This is a genomic window from Flavobacteriales bacterium (genome assembly GCA_016704485.1).
GTDB lineage: Bacteria > Bacteroidota > Bacteroidia > Flavobacteriales_F > PHOS-HE28 > PHOS-HE28.
The window spans coordinates 855,315-869,884 of sequence record JADJAA010000001.1 but is presented as its reverse complement, the minus strand read 5'-3'; the positions used below and the strand labels follow the sequence as shown (position 1 = coordinate 869,884).

General features: G+C 53.4%; 17 protein-coding genes and 1 pseudogene. 11 read left to right on the top strand and 7 right to left on the bottom strand.

What is annotated here, in order from left to right; all coding sequences use genetic code 11:
• Positions 1 to 28: 28 nt before the first annotated feature.
• Both IPF95_03800 and IPF95_03795 read left to right on the top strand, forming a co-directional pair.
• A complete protein-coding gene (locus tag IPF95_03800) occupies positions 29 to 331 on the top strand; it encodes a transmembrane 220 family protein (GenBank protein MBK6473818.1) in 303 nt (100 codons plus the stop codon).
• Between the two features lie 122 nt (positions 332 to 453).
• Positions 454 to 1,905 (top strand): SLC13/DASS family transporter, encoded by a 1,452-nt coding sequence (locus IPF95_03795; GenBank protein MBK6473817.1) that lies wholly within the window; start codon positions 454 to 456, stop codon positions 1,903 to 1,905.
• Between the two features lie 139 nt (positions 1,906 to 2,044).
• Here the strand turns inward: IPF95_03795 and IPF95_03790 are convergent, their stop codons facing one another.
• Both IPF95_03790 and IPF95_03785 read right to left on the bottom strand, forming a co-directional pair.
• A complete protein-coding gene (locus IPF95_03790; protein MBK6473816.1) occupies positions 2,045 to 3,010 on the bottom strand; it encodes an NAD(P)-dependent alcohol dehydrogenase in 966 nt (321 codons plus the stop codon).
• A gap of 245 nt (positions 3,011 to 3,255) precedes the next feature.
• A complete protein-coding gene (locus tag IPF95_03785; protein MBK6473815.1) occupies positions 3,256 to 3,729 on the bottom strand; it encodes a hypothetical protein in 474 nt (157 codons plus the stop codon).
• Between the two features lie 117 nt (positions 3,730 to 3,846).
• Between IPF95_03785 and IPF95_03780 the strand changes: the two genes are divergently transcribed.
• The gene (locus tag IPF95_03780) at positions 3,847 to 4,689 is read left to right on the top strand and encodes a transporter (GenBank protein ID MBK6473814.1); all 843 of its coding nucleotides are present in this window, start codon (positions 3,847 to 3,849) and stop codon (positions 4,687 to 4,689) included.
• Between the two features lie 33 nt (positions 4,690 to 4,722).
• On the opposite strand, the gene IPF95_03775 is transcribed toward IPF95_03780, so the two are convergent.
• Complete coding sequence (locus tag IPF95_03775; GenBank protein MBK6473813.1) at positions 4,723 to 4,875, bottom strand: hypothetical protein; 153 nt, start codon at positions 4,873 to 4,875, stop codon at positions 4,723 to 4,725.
• Between the two features lie 51 nt (positions 4,876 to 4,926).
• On the opposite strand from IPF95_03775, the gene IPF95_03770 reads away from it, so the two are divergent.
• The 3 genes and pseudogenes from IPF95_03770 (at position 4,927) to IPF95_03760 (ending at position 7,215) form a co-directional block, all read left to right on the top strand.
• Positions 4,927 to 5,196 carry a ferrous iron transport protein A gene (locus IPF95_03770; protein MBK6473812.1) on the top strand — a complete coding sequence of 90 codons (270 nt, stop codon included), beginning with the start codon at positions 4,927 to 4,929 and terminating at the stop codon, positions 5,194 to 5,196.
• A 2-nt stretch (positions 5,197 to 5,198) separates the two neighbouring features.
• Positions 5,199 to 7,048 (top strand): annotated as a pseudogene (locus IPF95_03765) (ferrous iron transporter B).
• Complete coding sequence (locus IPF95_03760; GenBank protein MBK6473811.1) at positions 7,045 to 7,215, top strand: hypothetical protein; 171 nt, start codon at positions 7,045 to 7,047, stop codon at positions 7,213 to 7,215. Before IPF95_03765 ends, IPF95_03760 begins: the two are co-directional and overlap by 4 nt.
• 333 nt (positions 7,216 to 7,548) lie before the next feature.
• Here the strand turns inward: IPF95_03760 and IPF95_03755 are convergent, their stop codons facing one another.
• The gene (locus IPF95_03755) at positions 7,549 to 8,451 is read right to left on the bottom strand and encodes a YihY/virulence factor BrkB family protein (protein ID MBK6473810.1); all 903 of its coding nucleotides are present in this window, start codon (positions 8,449 to 8,451) and stop codon (positions 7,549 to 7,551) included.
• A gap of 292 nt (positions 8,452 to 8,743) precedes the next feature.
• On the opposite strand from IPF95_03755, the gene IPF95_03750 reads away from it, so the two are divergent.
• A complete protein-coding gene (locus IPF95_03750; protein MBK6473809.1) occupies positions 8,744 to 9,250 on the top strand; it encodes a pyridoxamine 5'-phosphate oxidase family protein in 507 nt (168 codons plus the stop codon).
• Positions 9,251 to 9,400: 150 nt separating this feature from the next.
• A complete protein-coding gene (locus IPF95_03745) occupies positions 9,401 to 10,069 on the top strand; it encodes a hypothetical protein (GenBank protein ID MBK6473808.1) in 669 nt (222 codons plus the stop codon).
• A 38-nt stretch (positions 10,070 to 10,107) separates the two neighbouring features.
• Here IPF95_03745 and IPF95_03740 read toward each other — a convergent pair whose 3' ends face one another.
• From IPF95_03740 to IPF95_03730, 3 genes are all read right to left on the bottom strand, one after another.
• Positions 10,108 to 10,758 carry a hypothetical protein gene (locus IPF95_03740; protein ID MBK6473807.1) on the bottom strand — a complete coding sequence of 217 codons (651 nt, stop codon included), beginning with the start codon at positions 10,756 to 10,758 and terminating at the stop codon, positions 10,108 to 10,110.
• A 208-nt stretch (positions 10,759 to 10,966) separates the two neighbouring features.
• The gene (locus tag IPF95_03735) at positions 10,967 to 11,590 is read right to left on the bottom strand and encodes a hypothetical protein (protein MBK6473806.1); all 624 of its coding nucleotides are present in this window, start codon (positions 11,588 to 11,590) and stop codon (positions 10,967 to 10,969) included.
• Between the two features lie 260 nt (positions 11,591 to 11,850).
• Entirely contained in the window at positions 11,851 to 12,915 is a 1,065-nt protein-coding gene (locus IPF95_03730) for an endonuclease/exonuclease/phosphatase family protein (protein ID MBK6473805.1), read from the bottom strand.
• Positions 12,916 to 13,092: 177 nt separating this feature from the next.
• Here IPF95_03730 and IPF95_03725 point away from each other — a divergent pair, with 177 nt between their 5' ends.
• From IPF95_03725 to IPF95_03715, 3 genes are all read left to right on the top strand, one after another.
• Complete coding sequence (locus tag IPF95_03725) at positions 13,093 to 13,326, top strand: hypothetical protein (protein ID MBK6473804.1); 234 nt, start codon at positions 13,093 to 13,095, stop codon at positions 13,324 to 13,326.
• A 28-nt stretch (positions 13,327 to 13,354) separates the two neighbouring features.
• On the top strand, positions 13,355 to 13,750 hold the full coding sequence (locus IPF95_03720; GenBank protein MBK6473803.1) for a hypothetical protein: 396 nt from the start codon (positions 13,355 to 13,357) through the stop codon (positions 13,748 to 13,750).
• 268 nt (positions 13,751 to 14,018) lie between these two features.
• Positions 14,019 to 14,387 carry a DMT family protein gene (locus tag IPF95_03715; GenBank protein ID MBK6473802.1) on the top strand — a complete coding sequence of 123 codons (369 nt, stop codon included), beginning with the start codon at positions 14,019 to 14,021 and terminating at the stop codon, positions 14,385 to 14,387.
• The last annotated feature ends 183 nt before the right edge of the window (positions 14,388 to 14,570 follow it).

Genomic DNA, 14,570 nt, shown 5'->3' with positions numbered 1-14,570 from the left:
GTGTTTCGCAGCCTTCGCCTATTTGAACTTGAACGACCCCGACCCGATCATCTGGGTCGCCGCCTATACCATTACTTCAGCGCTCTTCGTGATCGCTGCTTTCGGCAAGTCGCAACGGAGCGTCATCGGCACAGTAGCCGCCATCCTTTTCATTTGGATGTGTACCATGACCCCGGGCATGATCGACTGGTTCCAGCTCGGCATGCCCTCCATCACCGGCGAAATGAAAGCCACGGATATTCACGTGGAAGTAGTGCGCGAGTTCCTCGGATTACTGATCGCCGTTGTTTCCTTGACGGTCTTGTTCATGGTTACTCCAAAGCGATCATAAAAAGTGGAACGAACTACCATGCAGTCCAAAGTTCATTCACGTTAATGAACGTCCATTAACGGTTAGATCTTCTTCGGCCATGCAGGCGCGATAATTCTACATTCTACATTCTACATTTAATTATGCGTCGCTTCCTCCAACTCGCCGGACCACTCACTGCACTGCTGGTGTATTGGACCATGCACGAAAACGGCACTGCACCGGCGGCCATGGCGGGCATCGTTGCGTGGATGGCCGTGTGGTGGATCAGCGAAGCCGTACCGTTGGCCGTAACATCGGTATTGCCGATGGTGCTTTTCCCGTTGTTCGGCATCGACAGCATGGCGGGTACTACAGCGAATTACGGCAAAGAGATCATCTATCTTTTTCTGGGTGGATTCTTGCTCGCCTTGGCCATTGAACGTACTGGTCTGCATCGGCGTATCGCGTTGCACATCGTATCGCTTGTAGGGAGCACCGGCCCTCGGTTGGTCGCTGGCATCATGCTCGCCAGTGCATTGATCAGCATGTGGATGAACAGCACCAGTTGTGTGTTGTTGATGTTGCCGATCGCACTCAGTTTGTTGGATGGGGATGGCTCGCTGGAAGCACGCAAGAAACTCACCGTACCGTTGTTGTTGGCTGTCTCTTATGGAGCAACTATCGGTGGCATGGCCACACCCGTTGGAACACCACCGAATTTGATATTCCTGGAGATCTCAAGGACCATGTGGCCGGAACGGCCACCGATCGGTTTCGGACAATGGATGTCCTTCGGAATACCTTTTGCGTTGATCTATATGGCGTTCGCATGGTTGTTGATAACGCGTATCGTATTTCGCGTTCCCACGCACCGCATCATTGAAGTTGCTCGAGTAAAAGAAGGCTTGGGCTCCATGGGAAGAATGACCAATGCCGAGGCAAAAGCAGGCATTCTTTTCGCGCTGGTCGCACTGCTCTGGGTAACGGGCGATGGTATCTCTTTTTCAGATACGGTAAACGTAATGGGTTGGCGTGAAAAATTCCAGCTCACAGCGTTGAACGATGGTGCGATCGCGATCGCTGCGGCCATCCTTTTGTTCCTCATTCAAGCACCCATGCCATCCGCGGAAATGACCAGAACAAAGGGCCCACTGATGACGTGGGACATTGCGGAACAGAAACTTCCGTGGGGTATACTCCTCTTGTTCGGTGGCGGTTTTGCGATCGCATCGGGCTTGGAGAAAACCGGTCTGGCCCACATCATGGTAACAGCGCTGAACGACTACAATTCCTTGCACCCGACCGCACTCATTGCGACGGTAAGTTCGGTGGTCTGTTTAATGAGCGAACTCGGCAGCAACACGGCAACGGCCAGTCTTACGTTACCCATCCTCGCGGAAAGCGCAACCGTTTGGGGCATGGATCCACATTGGTTATTGATCCCCGCAACACTCGCGGCAACTTTAGGTTTTGCTTTGCCCGTGGCCTCGCCCATGCAGGCCATCATCTTCGCCAGCGGTCGCATTCCGGTGCGCGAAATGGTTAAGGCCGGTGTGTGGATGGATCTTATCGGGATCGTGTTGTTGACGATCTTCTTCGGGATGTTGAGATAGCGAAGGATCGATACGAGCGCTCTTGTAGAAGTGAACGTGTGCGACGTCGTGGTCGTGGTAATGAACTGCGTGATCATGGACCCGCATAGTGATCTTCGCTTCGAGACCTGCGAGCTACAGGTAGGGCAGGCTCTGCGCGCTAACGTTGACCTGTTGGTAGAAGCACAACCTTCCCAACATGTTTCCCTTCGCCGAAACGGCGGATCTGTTGCGCGGCATGCTCTAACGGATAAGGCCCATCGATCACGGGTTTCAATTTTCCGGCCGAATACAGTGCATGGATATGCTCCAGTCCATCATTCGATCGCAATGCCAGGATATGCAATTGGCGTTTTCCAAAGAGTCGTGCAATTAGCAACTGCAGCATTCGCGTTAGATCCCCTCCGATGGTAACGTACTGTCCACCGGGCGCTAAAGCGCGGGCACAGTCGGCAGGGGAGCGGGTGCTTTTGCAATCAAGTATCAGGTCGTACCGTTCACCTGTTCGGGTAAAGTCCGTTCGTGCATAGTCCACTACGTGGTGGTACCCTTGTGCAAGAAGTGCCGATCCTTTTGCAGCGGAATCAACACCCGTAACGGTTGCTCCATAGCTCTTGGCCAGTTGCACCGCGAACGATCCAACACCACCTCCAGCACCGTTGATCAAGACCCGTTGACCGCGTTGCATCTTGCCGATCCCGATCAGTGCTTGATAGGCCAGCAACGCCGCATGCGGAATGGCAGCGGCATCGACGAAGGACATATCCGCAGGCTTATGCACGAGCGCTTCTTCATGGATCGCCAGCATCTCTGCAAAGCTCCCGAACCCTTTTGCGGAGATGTCGCCATGTACCGCATCACCAATTTTGAAACGGTTCGCGTTCGTGCCACATTTGACAACAGTGCCGGATAGCTCCATTCCCGGTATTGGATGTTTTGGTTTGAATAACCCGAACAGCAACCGATAGATCAACGGCCTGCCGCGCACCCAGCTCCAATCATAGTCGTTCACCGATGTGGCATGCACGCGCACAAGAACCTCATGTTCCTTTGCAACAGGCTCAGGCACCTCTTTGTAGAGCAGGTCCTCGGGTGGTCCGTAACGATAACATACAATGGCTTTCATGGCGTTCAGTGCATGAAGGTATCGGATAGTGATGCAAGCGTAAGCGCACGAATTGGTAAGTGGATGCACACGCGGATAAGTGGTAATGCACGATCCTGATCACTTGCCAAAACCTCCGCTGAACAAGGATAAGCTCGGCGAATTCTGCTGAAGGTGAAGTCACCGGATCACCGACATGCTGTGCTGGAACTCGGCGGAACGCAGAACATCGTTAAACGGTTAACGGTGATCTATCGCAATGCGCCTTACCGCTCACGTATCCGCAACGGCAGGTCCGATCCGCGCGCAATGGCCACCGCCAACGCATCGCCCCCCTCGGTGAAGGGCCAACAGAACAAGGTGGTGATGCGATGGTCCTTGCGGATCTGTTCCAAGGCCTGCAGCGTGGTCCGTTCGGCAAGGCCCGTTCGGCGATACTCCTGCAACACCATTGCACTGCACAGGTATACCGCCTCGTACGCTGCACCCACTGGCGTTCGCTCATACAACTCCTGCTCGGTGAGCGTGCCCATGAGAAAGCCTTCCATTAATTCCGCCGTGGTAGGGATCAGCAGTATCCAGGCCACCGGTCCATTGGGGTCAGCCTCCTCGCTCACCGACGCCGGATGCAACTGCCGCAAGTGCGCCAAGACATCTTCATCCACTTGCAGTTGGGTCGGGTCCTCATGCACCGCGAAGACCTCCTCGGCGAGTTGCATCATGCGTGCGAAGTTGTCCATGGTCTTGCTCGGAATTGCTGGCCTGCGCAAGGTATGTGGAACTGTTCACACAAAAGAACACGGAGGTCTCTATCTTTTCTGGATCGATCACGGTGTGCTATTTATCGTGGGCTGGGAATGTTCAAGAATTCACTCAGTATACTTGCGCAATGCCGTGGTGAGGTTTTTCCCACTGCGGATATCGTTAGAGATCGTGAGAACAGCACGGAGCAATTCAAGGGATGCATGCGACGTACATTGATGGAGCGGCCAATACTATTCGTGCGATGGATCACCATGGCGTGTTTTGTTTTCCTGCGTGCCTCCCTAAGTGCCCAAGAACTTCAAAGTGACCAACCGGGTTTTAGCGAAGGGGCTTCGCCAGTGCCGCAAGGGATCATACAATTGGAAGCCGGTGTGCAGCGGGATCGGTTCGAAGGAGATAGTACGAATGCGGATCTACCTATTGCGTTGCTGCGCATTGGCATTCTGAAAGGTGTGGAATTGAGGCTGGACGGTGACCGAACCCTGAATGCGCAACAGTTGGAGGAATATTCCTGGAGCGTGGGCACCAAGATCGGTCTGATAAATAACGATGAGATCAACTTAGCGGTGCTTGGCGAATATCAATTTGATGATCAAGGTGCCAGCGGTGGACGTTTCGCTGTGCTTGCCGTACGCGATCTCACTCCCAATTTTGAATTGACCATGAATGCAGGCGCATTGCTGGAACCAGGATCGGATGTGCCTGAATTTACGATCACGACCTCCGGTCAACAGCAGCTTTCCGATGCATTTTCGATCTTCGGTGAAGGCCATTGGCGACAGCCTGTCGAAAATAGAGGAAACATTACTTTGGATGGTGGGTTTCTCTGGCTGATCATACCCAATATCCAAATTGACATTGCCGGAGGGCGCGAACTGCTCGAAGCGAATTGGTTCCTTACTGCGGGTATTACCCTGCGTTCTAAATTCTGGTAGTCGACGGAAGTCACACAACGTTTAGGGAACACACTAGCCACTTATGCCTTTGCCTTGTGCGCTGGATGGTGCACCCAACTGCCATCGCGCTCGCTGATCCACCCACTGGTCCAGCTTAAAGAGCCATCCATCAGCCTTACGCTCAAGCCCATTCCGCCCCGCCCGATGGTCCCACCGGAATACCATGATCGAGGTATACCGGGTTCCGCCTGCAAAGCGGACCTTTACGACCCTCCAATGAACGCCCCAAGCATCACTGCCATTCGCCTGAATGAGCTACCAGCCTACCGTTGGGCCAATGTGGTCGAGGTGATCATGCCCACCACTGACGTGGACCGCGACCTGGTGTTGCGCTTGGTGGAACTGGGTTTCGTCCCCGAGGAGCGCGTGCGCGTAGTGGCCACGGGAGCTGCCGGTTATGAACCTTTGGCCGTACGTTTGGGCGGCACAACGTTCGCGTTGCGTCGTCACGAAGCATCCTTCATTCTTGTGACCTTGGAGCCATAGCTATGGAGGTGGATACCCTTACCCTTCCAGCACACATCGTTCTGCTCGGCAACCCGAACTGTGGTAAGACCGCCCTGTTCAACCTACTGACCGGCAGCCGCCAGAAGGTGGCCAACTACGCCGGTGTAACGGTAGAGCGCAAGGAAGGAATATTGTTCACCACGGCAGGGCGCAGCGTAAAGGTTCTTGATCGCCCGGGGCTTATAGCCTGAATGCGCTCTCGAACGATGAGGCCATGACACGCGATGTGGTGACCGGGCGCAGCCGAGAGGCCCTTCCCGATCTGCTCGTGTGCGTTACCGATGCCACCAACCTGCGCCTGCACTTGCGCATGGTGCTGGAAGCGCGAAGCTTGGGCATCCCCATGGTCGTGGTGCTGAACAAAATGGACCGTGCCGAGAAGTTCGGGATCGGTATCGATGTGGACGCACTGGCACGTGAACTCGGCGTACCGGTGATCCGCACCGTAAGCGTGCAAGCCCATGGTGCCGATGAGTTGCGCGCTTTCTTGGATCTTCCCGTTAAGCAAAGCACACCCGTGGCGTGGAAGGCTCCAGGACTGGAACAAGTGATGGACACGCAGAAAGAGGTGCAACGCATCTGTAAGCGCGTGGTCACCGAACCCGCCGTGGACCTTGATCCAAGCGATCGGATCGATCGCTTTCTTATGCATCCGGTGTGGGGTTTCGTGGTGCTTGCGGTGGTGCTCTTTCTCACCTTCGTCGCCGTGTTCTCGTTGGGTGCTTGGCTCTCCGGATTCATCGAGGACGGTACCACTTTATTAGGCGGATACGTGCGGGACCACATGGACGACGGCGCATTGCGTGGTCTCGTGGTGGAAGGTATCATTGGTGGGGTAGGGAGCGTGTTCGTTTTCCTGCCACAGATCCTTATCCTCTTCCTGTTCATTCTTGCTCTGGAGGCATCGGGCTATCTGCCGCGCGCAGCATTCCTGCTCGACAGGCCCATGAGCAAGGCCGGTCTTTCCGGACGCTCCTTCATCCCATTACTTTCCAGCTTCGCCTGTGCCATACCGGGCATCATGGCCACACGCACCATCACCAATTGGCGCGATCGGCTTACTACTATTCTTGTCGCGCCGTTGATGGCCTGTTCCGCGCGCATTCCGGTTTACACATTGCTCATTGCCGCGCTCTTTCCGAACGAACCTGTCTCCGGTGCACTTGTCATGGTGGGCTTATATCTGCTCGGTATCGTGGCGGCCATGACGGTTGCGTGGGTGATCAAACGCAGCGAACGCGAAGGGTCACGACCGCACCTGTTGATGGAATTGCCGCCGTACCAATGGCCGGATCTGCGCAGCCTCGTCTATGGTATCTATGAGCGCGCCATGATCTTCATTACACGCGTGGGTACCGTGATCATGGCGCTCACCATTGTTATGTGGGGTCTTAGCAGCATCCCCTCGCCGCGCGCCGCACAGTCGGACTCGCCCATAGCGGGAACCTTGGCCGGCGAAATGGGACATGCACTTCAACATGTGTTCGCGCCCATCGGTTTCAACGCGGAGATCTCCATTGCACTGGTGCCCGGAATGGCTGCCCGCGAAGTGGTGGTCAGCGCGTTGGGCATGACCTACGCCATGGACGGCAATGATGAGGATGTGGAGTCCCAGCTGCGGGAACGCATTGCAACGGAATGGTCCTTGGCCACCAAACTTTCACTGCTCATCTGGCTGGTGTTCGCACCGCAGTGCCTCAGCACCTTCGTGGCCGTGAAACGCGAGACCAACTCGTGGAAATACATGTGGATCATGGGCGGCTATCTTTTCGGTTTGGCGTACCTTGCAAGTCTGATCACGTACCAACTAACGAACGCGATCACCGGATGACGCAGACCCTTATAGCAACCATCATCGTACTGATCTCAGCAGCTTACCTGTTGCGGATGTGGTTGCCTGTGTTCCACGCGAAGAAGAGTACGCAAGTGGCGGGTGAAGCTGTTTCCCAGCGCGCGGCCTGTGCAGCGTGCAATGCCTGTGGGGGCTGCGGGTCGTAGTTCGGTTCTGTTCCAGACACTACTCTCTAGGCCCATCTCGCGTCATGTTCACGAACATCTTCATCATTCGATGAGCCGGAGCGGATCGCAAAATGCTGTAGCACGGGTAATGTGATCATCACCGCTCAGTGACTAAGCACAGCGCTTCAAATTCAAACGGGCGGAGTACCTTTCTTATGATCATCTGGTTGATCATGCCAACTATCCCAATTGAGATTATGGAGAGCGCGAACTGCTAAAAGCGGATCGGTTCCTTACAGTAGGTGTTCAGCTGCGCTCTCAATTCTGGTAGTACGCCAAAGCCACACTACGTTCAACAAGAAACTAGCATTCTTAGGTCTTTACCTTTCTCGCTGGATCGATAACTGCATTGTCGGCACCCGGTTCCTCAGATGCTGCACCGGAACTCACATAGGTGTACTGCGCACCGAAGAGCAGGATCAAGGTGGAGAAATAGGCCCACAACATTACGATCACGACCACGCCGCCTGCGCCATAGGCATCCGCAGCACCGGTCTTGGCTATGTAAAGGCCGATCAAGAACTTGCCCAACGTGAAGAGCACCGCTGTGAAGAGTGCACCCACCCAGACCGAATGCCACGGAACTTTAGCATCCGGCAAAAGCTTGAATACGAATGCGAATACCAAGGTGACCACTCCGAATGAAGCGGCCATTCCCAGTATACCGAACAGGATATCCTCCGCTGGCACCCAGCTCCCGACGCGTTCCCCGACATTCACCAGAACGGCATCGAGAACCAGTGACATCAGGAGTAGAAAACCGAAGGATGCGATCAGTGCCAACGAGATCATGCGGCTACCGAGGTAGCGCCACACTGCGCGGCCCTTTACAGGTTCAATGCGCCACACTTTATTCAAGCCCCGCTGCAATGCCGCGAAAGCAGTTGTGGCACTCACAACCAAAGCAAGAACGCCTAGGATCTTTGCCAGAATGCCGCTGTGTTGTTTATCGGCTTGTTCCACAATGGTCTCTAGTTGATCAGTGGTATCACTGCCAATGAACGACCCGAACTGGGAGTAGATGGCGGTCTGCACCTCGTTCGCGTCATAGAAGAAACCAGCAATGGCCACTACGATGATGATCACACCCGGCAGCGCGAAAATTGTAGTGTAGGCCAAGAACCCTGCTTGGGTGAACGGGTCGATCTCCCCGAACTTGGTTACGGTGGTCTTCAGGTTTTCCCAAAAGCTTTTCGCGTTCTGCTTGAAGTTCATGTCTGTTGAAGAAATAGTTTTTAGGAGCGCCTTGCGTTCGGCTAAAAGTATGCGTTGTGGATCTCTTCCGGACCTGGACTTCAGGAACTTCATCGAGTTCATCAAATTCAGAACCATTCGGGGTAACGGGGAAGTGTACGCTCCTCGTAAAGTCAACGCCGACCTTTCCATCTTCTTGCTATTACCCATTTCACGAGACAAGTGTGCAATATCCTCCACATTCCAGATCCACGAATGCGCTGTTCGGGCATCGGCATGATGTTGGCGTTCTTCAGAGAAAAACAACTGAACAATGGGCGATAAAAAACAACTGATGGGCGAGGAGGCCATCAAGAAATTAAAAGAGATCGTGGATCACCAGACCATCTGCATGATGGTGACGGATCTGAAAGAAAGCATTTCCAAAAGTCGCCCGATGAGTGTTTCGGAGGTTGACGATAGCGGCAATTTCTGGTTCCTAACACTACGCACCAGCAGCAAATACATTTCACTGATGAAGGATCCACGTACGGATCTTTATTTCTCGAACCCATCGGATCAGGAATTCCTTACGATCAATGGCACGGTGGAATTCTCCAACGATCGCGAGCGCATCAAGGAACTGTTCAGCAAATGGGCGGAAGCATGGGTGCCCGAAGGCGCCGAGGATCCAGACCTGCGGTTGATGAAAGTAACACCACTGGACAGCTACTACTGGGACACGAAGGATGGGAAGATCGTGGCCGGCATCAAGATCATGGCTGCCATTGTTACAGGCAGTAAAGATGATGGAGGTATAGAAGGTCGCCTGCGCGTTTGAGCCTGATCCAATTCTTTGTTGAAGACCAGTGCGGCAATGGATGGCTGCACTGGTCTTTTGTTTTGGAGTGAATGCGTTGAAGCTACTGCATGATGCTGCTGCGTTCTTCAGATCATGCGAGTATCTTGTTGCCGGGTCAGAACGTGCGACATGAGAAATGCCATTCTTCAGCTGTTACTTCTAGCATGCGCCACCGCAAAAGCGGAATGCCACTATTCCAATTACGCCCTCGCGTTAAAAGTGACCATGATCACAGGTCAAGAACTTACATGCTACCGCACGATAAGCGCGTGTTACCTGAATGTGGATTCGATCCACAGTAGCCCGTATTTGAAAGCGCTCTTGTTCAACACTGATGGTGCGACGGACAGTACGTGGTGCAGGTATAGAGCGACATATCGCTACTGCGCCGAAGGGTTGATCGATTGCGCGAAAACCGACCAGGCCATACTGTATCACCTGTTCGATCCCTTCCAACTGGACAGTGCAGCGACAAGTAACATAAGTGTGGAGGCCTACGAGCGCGTGTCGGCATTGGAGTGGCTCTCCAGCGACCTACAGGTCAGTGATACGGTCCTCTTCCATCAGCGTCCGACCCAAGTGATCGCGTGTGCAGGCTACCTGTGTTTTCACCAGATCGCGGCGTATAGGCATAGCAGCGAGCTAGATGTCCTACTGCCGGAAATTGTACAATTGAATGCGGAAATTGCCGAGTTGGAAGATGGGGAAGAAGATGCATACGATGAACGCATGTTGCTTCTGATGGATCGCTTGCGCAAAGCAGACGGACTGATCGTACTATCAGGCTGTTCGGACTAGCTGCGAAGGCTAAGCCATTCAACACAGCCTCATCCAGATCACATGCGCGATGTAGAACTTGTGGGGCGCACTGCGCGGTAGCGCATTACCCATTCACGCACTACCTTCAACTCCTTCAGCTGGCGCTCACGTTCGGACTTCCATGTACTGTCGGTACTAGCTTCAATAACGGCCAAGGCGCGGTCCACACGATCCAGACTCTTTGCCAATTCAGTGGCGCGCTTTTCATCGGCCTTGATACTTGGTTCTTCACGGCCACCCAGGTTCAGGCGATCCCGTACACGGCCCAACTCGGCCATCAATGGTAGGCGGATCCTGTGAAGATCTTCAGCCAAATAGCTTCGCTCCTCAGCAGGTGTGGTGGCTGGTTCACGTGTGTTGGCCTCTTTTCGAATGATCAGCCCTCCTTCTTCCGTATAAAGCCGCGTGTCGAAGTGAACGGGAACCTGATCGGCGGGTGCAGCATTACCGATCTCGAAATTCTCCGAGTCGGCCATCACGTTCTCACTCAGCCCAATGTCCCGATCATTCATGCTCACGCTGTTGTTGTCAGCATTCGAACATCCCATGATCAACAGCGCTGTAATGGTCACGACGGAGATACCGGGAGAAGTGGTTTTTCGCAACAGTGTTTTCATACCGATCCGTGCCGCAACCTTCGCGCCACGTGGCATCGTGCGTAGACCCACCGGTTAAGTTGCCACTTGCGGAGCGGAACTGCCCCAGATCGGGGCATAGGATGCCTCACGGATCCTATCCATGGAAGTGGGTAATGCTAGCGCGATGTTCAATGTGTATCTGTCCTGAATGGATCGCATCGCTACCTCAACTAAAAAGACCCCGGTTTGGCCGGGGTCTTAACTAGCGTGTTATGTACAGAATTGCTTATGCTCGCGATCAATGCACCACGTTCAAGGAAGTAGCAGCAAGCGTACGTCCGGTAAAGAATCCTTTAGTGATATCGCCGACCACCGCAACACGATCCCCAACATGTACTGCTGGATCACCGGTCGCTTCCTTTGTTGCTCCTGACAATGCGCTTGTATCAACGGTAACCATGGTTCCCGCGTCGTTCACCACGAACCCGTCATTGGTCAACTTGGTAACACTACCATACACGACAGTGCCCGTATAAAGTGCGGGCATGAATGTCGCTACTTTGGCGTCGGCGCCATCGCTTGTGCACGCATAACTTTTCTGGCTATCCAGATAAACGGTCCGTGCGTTGATGGTGGATGCTGTGAAAAATCCTTCATCCAGAATGCCATACACCGTCACTGCTTCGTTGGCAATGAACTCATGCGGGTTGGTACCATCAGGGTCAACGCTCACTTTGATGGTACCGTCTCCATAATCAAGCATGAAACTTCCAGTGCTGGTGCTTTCAACGGTGCCGGATATACCGATCCAACTACCATCCGTAGCTTCTTTCACAGGAAGTTCTGCACTCTCCGGGGTCTGTGCGAACAGGGATGTAGTGAATAGTGCGGCAATCGCGAAACAGGTCAATTGCGTTCTCATGGGTCTGGTGGTTTTAATTAGTGAATGTTTCCAGTGATCATGCCAACAGCATTCCGATCTTTTAGGCCGGATGTCCTTCTGCTCCGTAGTGATCGCAGAATACTGCCAGTACCGGCGGGCTCAGTCACTATAAAAGTTGATTCGCGCGGACCTTGGCGTAGTTTTCGTCGTGGCATGTGGTCCACAGCTTGGGGCAGTTGACCCTCATTTGGGTCCGTACACTGAACGCCGTTGGAAATACGTGCTGAACAGCCGCACCATCATCCCTTACCGGCATGTGCCTTTCCCTCCGCGATCTTCTCATCCACCTCTTCATCCTCATCCGGCGAAAGTGGTTCCGGAGTATCGCCATTGTTCACCAGTGGGCGGTACTCCATAGCGATGTACATGGGGAAGTGATCGGATCCACAGGGTGGTAGGCGCTTCAGATCCAACAACACAAGGTCCTCGCTGTGGAAAATGTGGTCCAAAGGCCAACGGAACAAGGGTACTTTTGCATGGAAGGTATTGTAAAAGCCACGGCCACGGCGGGGATCCAGCAGCCCACTGGTTTTCCGGAACAGGTCGGATGTGGTGGACCAGGCCACATCGTTCAGGTCGCCAGCAACGAACGTGGTACACGGCGCTTCTTCGATCTCACGGGCCACGAGGAGCAGTTCCGCATCGCGCTCTTTTGCCGTTCTGTTCTCACCGGGTGCAGGGGGCCGGGGGTGCACGCCATACACGAGTACGGTTGCGCCAGAGGGTAATGTTAACGTGGTGCGTATGGATGGTACATCATCCTCCACCAAATAGCGCACTTCAGTGTTGGTAAGTGGGAACCGGGAGAACAGATGCATTCCATACAAATTATCCAAGGGCACTTTGATAGTATGCGGTCGCGTGCGCTCAAGCGGTTCCAACGCGGCTTCCCACCAGGCATCGGACTCCAACGTCAACACAAGGTCAGGATCGTGTTGTTCCACTACGCGCAGGAAAGCAGCAACATCGCGATTCGGACCCAGCACATTGGCCGCGATCAAGGACAATCGATCCTGCTCGCTTTTAGGCACACCGCGTATGGACATCACCGGTGCGAGTGGCGTGTACGGGAACACTTTTCGACCTTGATGGATCATGCTGATGGCCAACAGGAAAAGAGCTGCCAGCTCCGGTTCGCGCAATGGCCCGGACACGGCGAAGAGCATGATGGCCAGCACACCAAGCACGATCAACTGTGCACGGGGCAGATCGAACATGCGTATCCACCAGCGTTGCTTGTTCACCAAGGAAGCTGCCGTTATCACTACCACGAGCGCAAGAAGGATCCAGCCGGTCGTCCGCATGGTCAAAGGTGCGAACATTCGCGCAAAACTTGAACGGGCTGTACCCCATGAGTATGATCTTCCCCAAGTGAAATTACCCTGTGAGTATGGCATTCCACATTACCAAGGCCATTTCTGGCTTTGGTATGACCTGGCATGGCATTGGCTTAAGAAATTGGAGAACGAACTGAATTTGCTATGGACTCTTTGAACATCCGCACCGTTAACATGATAGCGCACACGGCCCTATTGGTCGGACTTACAGCACTGGGTCTCCTTGTTACGGTGACCTTGTTCGCACAAGAAAGTGTCATCCTCATACCTACCAGTTCCACCACGATCACCGTGGATAGCGCGGGAGGGATCGAGAACGTCACAAGAATTCACAACGCAGAAAGCACTAGTACCAACTGGTCTATATTTGAACAGTAAACTCACCCACTAACCAACCAACAAACCCATGAAAAACAGTGTATTAACAGCCGCATTCGTTCTCCTGAGCACCATCGGCTTCGCACAGGATAAGTCCTCCACACTTGTAGCTGCTCCGAAAGAGCCGGCCAAGATGGAAAAATCAGGTCACGGATGCATGATGGCCGATTCAAAAGCCATAGCCGACCTGAAATTGACCGCAGCGCAGCAGACGAAAGTGGAGTCCATCCTAGCGAATTGCAGTAAGGAGTGCAATGGCATGAAAGAAGGTGATGCCAAGAAAGCGGAGACCATGTCCAAGTATCAGGACGAGATCAAGAACGTGTTGACACCTGAGCAATTCGTTCAGTGGAAAGCAAGTTGCGATGCTTCAGAGAAGGAGCACAACATGATGCACAAAGAGCACATGGATTCTGCAAAATAAACGAAGCGGCAGTTGCTGCTTATGTATGGAAGCCCCGCATTGCGGGGCTTCCGTCGTTTTAAAGTGTCCTGTGTTACCCAATACACTTGCACCCGAAAGGCCAAGGTGTTTCTTTGCATTAGTTCCCCTGGTTCATGAACAATGGGTACGGTTCAGCGAGAATGAAGCAACACGTTCATAAGAGAATGGTGGTGCCGCGGCCATGTGCACGTAGCACCCGGAACAGAACGAATAGATCGAAATAATACCATCAACTTGCCATAGAAAAATGAAATCGCTTTATACAGTACTACTTCTTACCCTCTCCAATATCTTCATGACGTTCGCTTGGTACGGACATCTGAAATTCAAGGAAATACCCTGGTTCAGCAAATTGGGACTTCCTGCTGTTATTCTCATCAGTTGGGGGATCGCCCTCTTCGAATACTCGGCTCAGGTTCCTGCTAATAAGCTCGGTTTCATAGGCAATGGTGGACCGTTCAGTTTATGGCAACTGAAAGTGATCCAAGAAGTAATAACACTCGTCGTCTTTACTGCATTCACACTTATCTTTTTCAAGAACGAGACCCTGCGGTTGAACCACGTGATCGGATCCGGCTTTCTGGTTCTTGCTGTCTACTTTATTTTCAAGAAATGAGCAGGTGAAGAAAGAGGGAAGTGGAATTTAAACCTCCGCAGGGTCTCCCGTGCATTTGACGGGGACCCTGCGTTCATACCCAAGAACGCAGGGTCCCGAGGCGGAGACCCTGCGGAGGTTTAGGTCTCCCGTGCATTTGACGGGGACCCTGCGTTCATACCCAAGAATGCAGGGTCCCGAGGC